This is a genomic window from Moorena sp. SIO3H5, assembly GCF_010692395.1.
Taxonomy (GTDB): domain Bacteria; phylum Cyanobacteriota; class Cyanobacteriia; order Cyanobacteriales; family Coleofasciculaceae; genus Moorena.
The window spans coordinates 1-5876 of record NZ_JAAHHS010000448.1 but is presented as its reverse complement, the minus strand read 5'-3'; the positions used below and the strand labels follow the sequence as shown (position 1 = coordinate 5876).

Annotated in this window: 3 protein-coding genes and 1 pseudogene; 2 read left to right on the top strand and 2 right to left on the bottom strand. The window is 42.0% G+C overall.

Annotated features, from left to right (window positions below; all coding sequences use genetic code 11):
- Together F6K52_RS30905 and F6K52_RS30900 are read left to right on the top strand one after the other, a co-directional pair.
- Window positions 1-663: pseudogene (locus F6K52_RS30905) on the top strand (hypothetical protein); the annotation flags it as partial.
- A 1203-nt stretch (window positions 664-1866) separates the two neighbouring features.
- A complete protein-coding gene (locus F6K52_RS30900) occupies window positions 1867-2115 on the top strand; it encodes a hypothetical protein (RefSeq protein ID WP_293087942.1) in 249 nt (82 codons plus the stop codon).
- A 90-nt stretch (window positions 2116-2205) separates the two neighbouring features.
- On the opposite strand, the gene F6K52_RS30895 is transcribed toward F6K52_RS30900, so the two are convergent.
- Window positions 2206-4503, bottom strand: a complete 2298-nt coding sequence (locus tag F6K52_RS30895) for a polysaccharide biosynthesis tyrosine autokinase (RefSeq protein WP_293087940.1) — start codon at window positions 4501-4503, stop codon at window positions 2206-2208.
- Between the two features lie 546 nt (window positions 4504-5049).
- The gene (gene hisA, locus F6K52_RS30890; protein ID WP_293087938.1) at window positions 5050-5823 is read right to left on the bottom strand and encodes a 1-(5-phosphoribosyl)-5-[(5-phosphoribosylamino)methylideneamino]imidazole-4-carboxamide isomerase; all 774 of its coding nucleotides are present in this window, start codon (window positions 5821-5823) and stop codon (window positions 5050-5052) included.
- Window positions 5824-5876: the final 53 nt, after the last annotated feature.

Here is a 5876-nt window from a genome sequence, read left to right as displayed (position 1 = left end):
TTTGTGCTAGTCCTAGCTGCTGCGATCGCTATAACTTTATTACTCGATGCTATTATTCAAGCTTGCCAGAGGCTAGCCTTCCCTCGAATTCAAGGGAAACCAGTGTTGGGACGAGCAATTGTTACACTCGTGGGAATGGCTCTAATCTTGTCTCCTCTTGGTTTCAGTAATTTCCCCAAAACCAACTATGAGGTTGGGAGGCAACATGGCCTCTATGAATTCTTTGCTAAACAACCAAACGATATCCTGATTGCCTCACTATCAAAGGAAGCGGATTTCTTGCCAACCTTTTCTGGACGGTCAGTCTTAGTCAGTAGAGAATACGGTATTCCCTATCATACTAACTATTATAACCAATTTCGCAACAGAGCGATTGATTTAATTCAAGCCCAGTACAGTCCAAACTTAGCTGAAGTCAAACACTTTATTAGGCAGTACGAGATTGATTTTTGGTTGTTAGATAAGAAAGCATTTAATCCCCAATATATAGCTAATAATCGCTGGATTATGCAGTATCAACCAGTAGCAGCAGAAGCTCAAGCTCGACTCAAACAAGCCATTTTTCCGGCAATTGTTAACGTAATCGATTCCTGTTCTGTTTTCGAGACAGAGGACGTTGTGGTTTTGGATACCGAATGTATTGCGATAACTAGTAACAGTTAAATAGGTAAGCCCAAATTAATGCAGCTATGTAACTATATATAAACAAATCTATCTATACATGCTGGCTTAAGGGCATAGATTGAATTTCTAGATATTTTACAAAACTTGACATAATTCGGTTCCATTAGTCGGTTGAATCATGCCTACCTATTTAATGGGTAATAGATAATTTGGCAAACCCTAGCAATTTAGGTGATCCCAGCCCTGAACGCTACTGGATATGACACTAACTCTTGGTTTTCATCATCACTTTCAAAAGCGATCGCATCCTATTCTTCACCCAATCAATCTAACCCAAAAAACAAAACTCAATTAATTAGGGGGTCAAACCCCTCAACTTATCTGAAACGACTGGGTTCAAGATTTTAGTTAGATGCCCTAAATTGTTGTTAAAGCCTATTTTTCCACTGTAGCAGGAATTACCAAATTAAGCAATCAGCACCCTACCTATCCCAGGGCTAAAGCAATGCTGTTGTATCTAATACAGAAAAAGGAAGACAAGGAAGACAAGGTTGACTTGGAAGAAAGACAAAATAACCAAACAATATCATCTTCCTCCCCCTCTACCCTCTCCTCTGCCTCTCCCCTTACTCATCCAGAGTCTAAACCAATGAAACAGCCCTGCTAGCTATAGGGGATAAAAGGATTAAAACTACTTTTGACTTATGCCAGCATTAAAGTAGGCGGGATTCTCAGCGGTTGTTCCAAAGCGGTTTAAAACCAAGCTATTCAACTGAAAGTAGCTGTCACTGGACTATCTTCCCAGTGGGAGCAGTCAACAAGCTCCTACAAGCTCAACTATGCTGAGCTTAAGGCCACATACATTGCGCTTACTTGTATCTTTTAGTTTGTATCTTGTAGTTTTTTGCTGACCGTGCGGGTTTTTCACCGCTATTTGAGTTATTAACTACAAATTACACCAATTTACTATACCCTACTATACCAGAAAAAAGGAATAAAAAGCTGGTTTTAACCTACCACCCCATTCATCCGGTGGTCGCGCATACCCCCTGAAATAGCTTTTGTAAAACAAATACGTAAGCCCTGCTTAAAAACGACAAGCCCCTCCAAATCAATTTGGACAGAGGTTTTGCATCACTATCAAGACTGAGATAGTTTCTGTCTGGTGTTTTACTACTAACGTTTACACCACAGGGCGTAAACGCTGGTTCGCTCTCAACACACTACCTCTAATTTTGAACTATGAAACCCTATGCCGAGCATAATTTAGGTGCCCATGTATTTTGGAATCCTTATCAGCCTAATCAACCATTAACACTCTTTTCTAAAACTGCTCACCCTGTACCGGATAAACGTTTGTATCGTAAGGGTAAACGGTTACGCTTAACTGTCCAGGTTTCTCTAGTCGTGTTAACACTAACCTTGATGGTGTCAAGGGTGATGCTAGTTCTGTTAACATACGTATTTTTATCCCCAGCTACTGCTCACTAACTATAATGGTTAATGGTTAATTGACGATTAACCATTAACCATTAAAAAAAAGCAATCAACCATATTAGAAGTTATTAACCGGACTTCATATCATCTCATGTTCTGATCTAGAAGCTTTTTCACCTTCATGGTTGCTGAATCGGTTGTATAGTAGTCCTGATGGTGATAATAGGAGCTAGTTGCGTAGTTCTCAACATCATTAGCAACAATACCTAAAAGATTAGTCCTAGAGGTTTTTAGTTCATCCAAGGCTTGCATTAGAACTGAGCGGTCAGTCTTATTTAATCTACCTACCAAGACCATACCATCCGTGTTAGCTGCTAGGAGGCGGCTATCGGCAAGTCCGATGACAGGAGGTGTATCATAAATAACTAAATCAAAAACAGCATTAAAATGCTCCATCAAAGTTCCCATCTTTGGCGCACATAGTAACCGAATCGGATCCTGTGCTGGGGAACCAGCAGTTAGCACATGAAGATGATCCCACATGGGCACTTGCTGGATGGCTCGGTTAGCTTTGATCCGCTTACTAAGGACGTTACTCAAACCAAGTTGATTGTTCAAACCAAAAATTTTATGTACCCGGGGACGGCGCAGATTTGTATCCACCAGTAGCACCCGCCGACCCATAGCAGCAGCCACTATAGCTAGGTGAACAGCAACGGTAGATTTCCCGTCTTCTGGTCTAGCTGAACTAATCACAATAGATTGGATTGGCTTATCGCAGCCCAGTAAGCCGATATTGCGATGGAGGAACCGGAAAGCCTCTAAAAAGGGAGAAGCTTGTTGCAGTTTTGGCGTTGAGTTATTTTTCTGTACCTTAGGGAAGCTAGGAACAAAAGGTATACCTTTGCGACTGGTTGATGAGTTGGTGGGCTTAAGTGCTTGATGGTAAGGAATAACACCAATAAGAGGCAATTGGGTGTGATATTTAAGTTCGTCGGGAGAGTGGAATACATGGTCTAAGCGCTCCATCAACCACCCTGTTCCTGTACCCAGTAATATCCCTGCGATCGCTCCCAAAATAATCTGAAGTTCCTGATGTTGCGGAATCGGATATTGAGGCTGTTTGGGTTTGAGAATAAGTTGCCAAGAATAAGGCTGGAAGTTTTCCTTAAGCGCCAACAGATTGTCTAATCGTTGGGTTGTCTCTTTAAGTTTCTGCTGTAAACTGGTGTACTTTGGATCTATCACCAACATCTGTTTCATGTCTTGCTCAAGACTTTCTTCTTCCTCAGCAAGAGCTTGTTGTCGTGCTTCCAAAACTGATATTTGGATGCTCTGATCTACCAGTTGTTGAGTGAGCTGCTGGTGAATTGAATTGGGTGATATCTTAGGAACATCTGTATCTGTTAGTTTGATCCCCAGTACCTGTTCAGCTTCAGAGCGTAACAGGGATAAGAAATTATATTTTTGCTGCTGTAGGGTCTTGATGGTGGCACTCTCTGGAGTATAGCGGCTTGACTCAATAGCAATCTCAGTCTCAACCTGTTCTAGGTGGTTGAGCATCTTTTGGTAGTAAGGGTTTTCAGCCAAAGTCACTTGAGCCAGAGCTAACTCCGAGGCGCGAGAGTCCTTGACCTGATTTGATGACAGTCCTAGCTTTTGAGAGATGATCTGGTAGAACGACTGAGCTTCCTTCAGCTGGATGTCAGTATCTAATTGCTGTTGCTTAATCTGGCTAATCTGAGTTGAAAGCTGCTGTTTTTGATTATCATAGTCAATTAACTTGTTCCCTAGCTCCAACTTCAGCAGTTCTTCCTGCAGTCTGTCTACCTCTTGGCGAACTTGAGGCAACTCTCTATTTGCTAGCTCAAAGTCCAGGTGATGGTAAGTTGCTTCTTGTTGGCGGGAGTACTTGATATAATTATCGGCAAGCTGCTTTAAAACAAAGTGAACTTTTTGAGGATCACTATCCCGGTAACGAACTTCTAAGACACTAGTTCCTTCAATATGTTTGATCCTCAGGTGATTATTCTTGACTAAAGACTTGTAGCTAGTTTTGCCATAGCGCTTGTTTATTTCCTCAATCACGGGAGTGATGAGTTTCTCACTACGCAGTACCAGCATTTGGGTTTTATAAGCCAAGGTTTCAAAACCTGGTATCGATTGATTTTCATCATCATCCTGTGCTGTCAGAGGCTCCAGACTGAGTCGGAACTTGCCTTCGTACAGAGGTTTCTGATTAGAAGTCCATAAAAAAATACTAGCTGTTATCGTAATTGCTACACCAGCAGCCACTAAAAAGCGACGCCGTATGATCGTCCAAATCTCCTCTAGCTTACGCCCATCCTGATAGTATTTTGAGTTTCTAGTGTGGTAGATGACGGGCTGTGAGTGGATATATTTACCATTCCCCTGTGGGAAAAGCTCTGATTTATTGCCCATCTCTATATGTGCCTTTTGATTTATTGGTTTAAGTTATGTTCAAGAGTAACTGAAGCTATGGCGAATCGCTCCCCTATCATACCTTCGGTAGTTGCCACTAACCATCAGCTCTGTAGTTAGTTTGTGTTAACAAACTAGTTTTTGACACTAGAACTGGAAAATTTTACGCAAAACTTATCAAATATCCGGATAAAATGAAGGAATGGTTAAGTTAGGGCAATGGTGTTTGCTGGTACCAAGTTACATTCATAGGTAGCACTATCTACCTATCTCCCCATTACCTTATCCTCCTGTGTAGCTAAATAACACTTGAAGAATGGAATTGAGTTGAGTAGTATGGTCTTAAATTTAAGTTATAAATATAAAAAGGAAAAGGTCAATGGTTATAATTCCTTGCCCTTTCCCCCTTTACTAAACTTTTACAGTGTAATCAGGAAGCAATTATACAAATTATTTTCTTAAAATATTGCCCCTGACAATGAAAAACTGATCATGGGGTATTTGGCTCGAATCAGATCAATTTTCCCTTTTTCCATTGACGAGTGATCAAGCAAAGCTAGAAAAGCCCATATCTAGAGGGATATCTTGTAACCTTCCAGGACCGACTGCTTGAATAGCTTCTTTGAGAGACATATCTCCGGTGTAAAGCGCACGACCAACAATTACACCAGTAACCCCTAGAGGTTCGAGAGTAAGTAGACTCAACAGATCAGTGATTGAACTGACACCCCCAGAGGCAATCACGGGGATCGATATATGACTTGCTAGTTCTCTTAGAGCGTCTAGGTTTGGTCCAGACAGAGTTCCATCCCGGTGAATGTCGGTGTAAATCATCGTAGTTACTCCGAGCTGAGTCATTTGTTCAGCTAGGTCAATTGCTGCAATTTCTGAGGTTTCTAACCAACCGTGAGTGGCCACCCATCCCTGACGAGCATCAATACCAACTACAATCTTCCCTGGGAATTCAGTGCAAAGCTGTTCCACTAGGGAAGGGTCTTCCACCGCTGCCGTTCCTATAATGACTCTATCGACGCCTAGAGTCAAAAGTTGAGTGACTCCGGAGCGGGAGCGTAATCCACCACCGACTTGCACTGGCACAGGTACCGCTTGGACAATTGCTTCGATTGCCTTAGTGTTAACTGGCTTACCCAGTTTTGCACCATCCAAATCAACGACATGCAGCCTTGATGCACCTTGTTCAACCCATTGTTTCGCTACCTCGACTGGGTTATCGTTAAATACTTGCGCACGTTGGTAGTCTCCCTGGACTAACCGCACACATTTTTCTTCAAGTAAGTCTATAGCTGGAATAACTTCCATGACTCAATTTCCCCCTAACCTATAGTGAACTAGCCGACACCAATCCCAGCAGA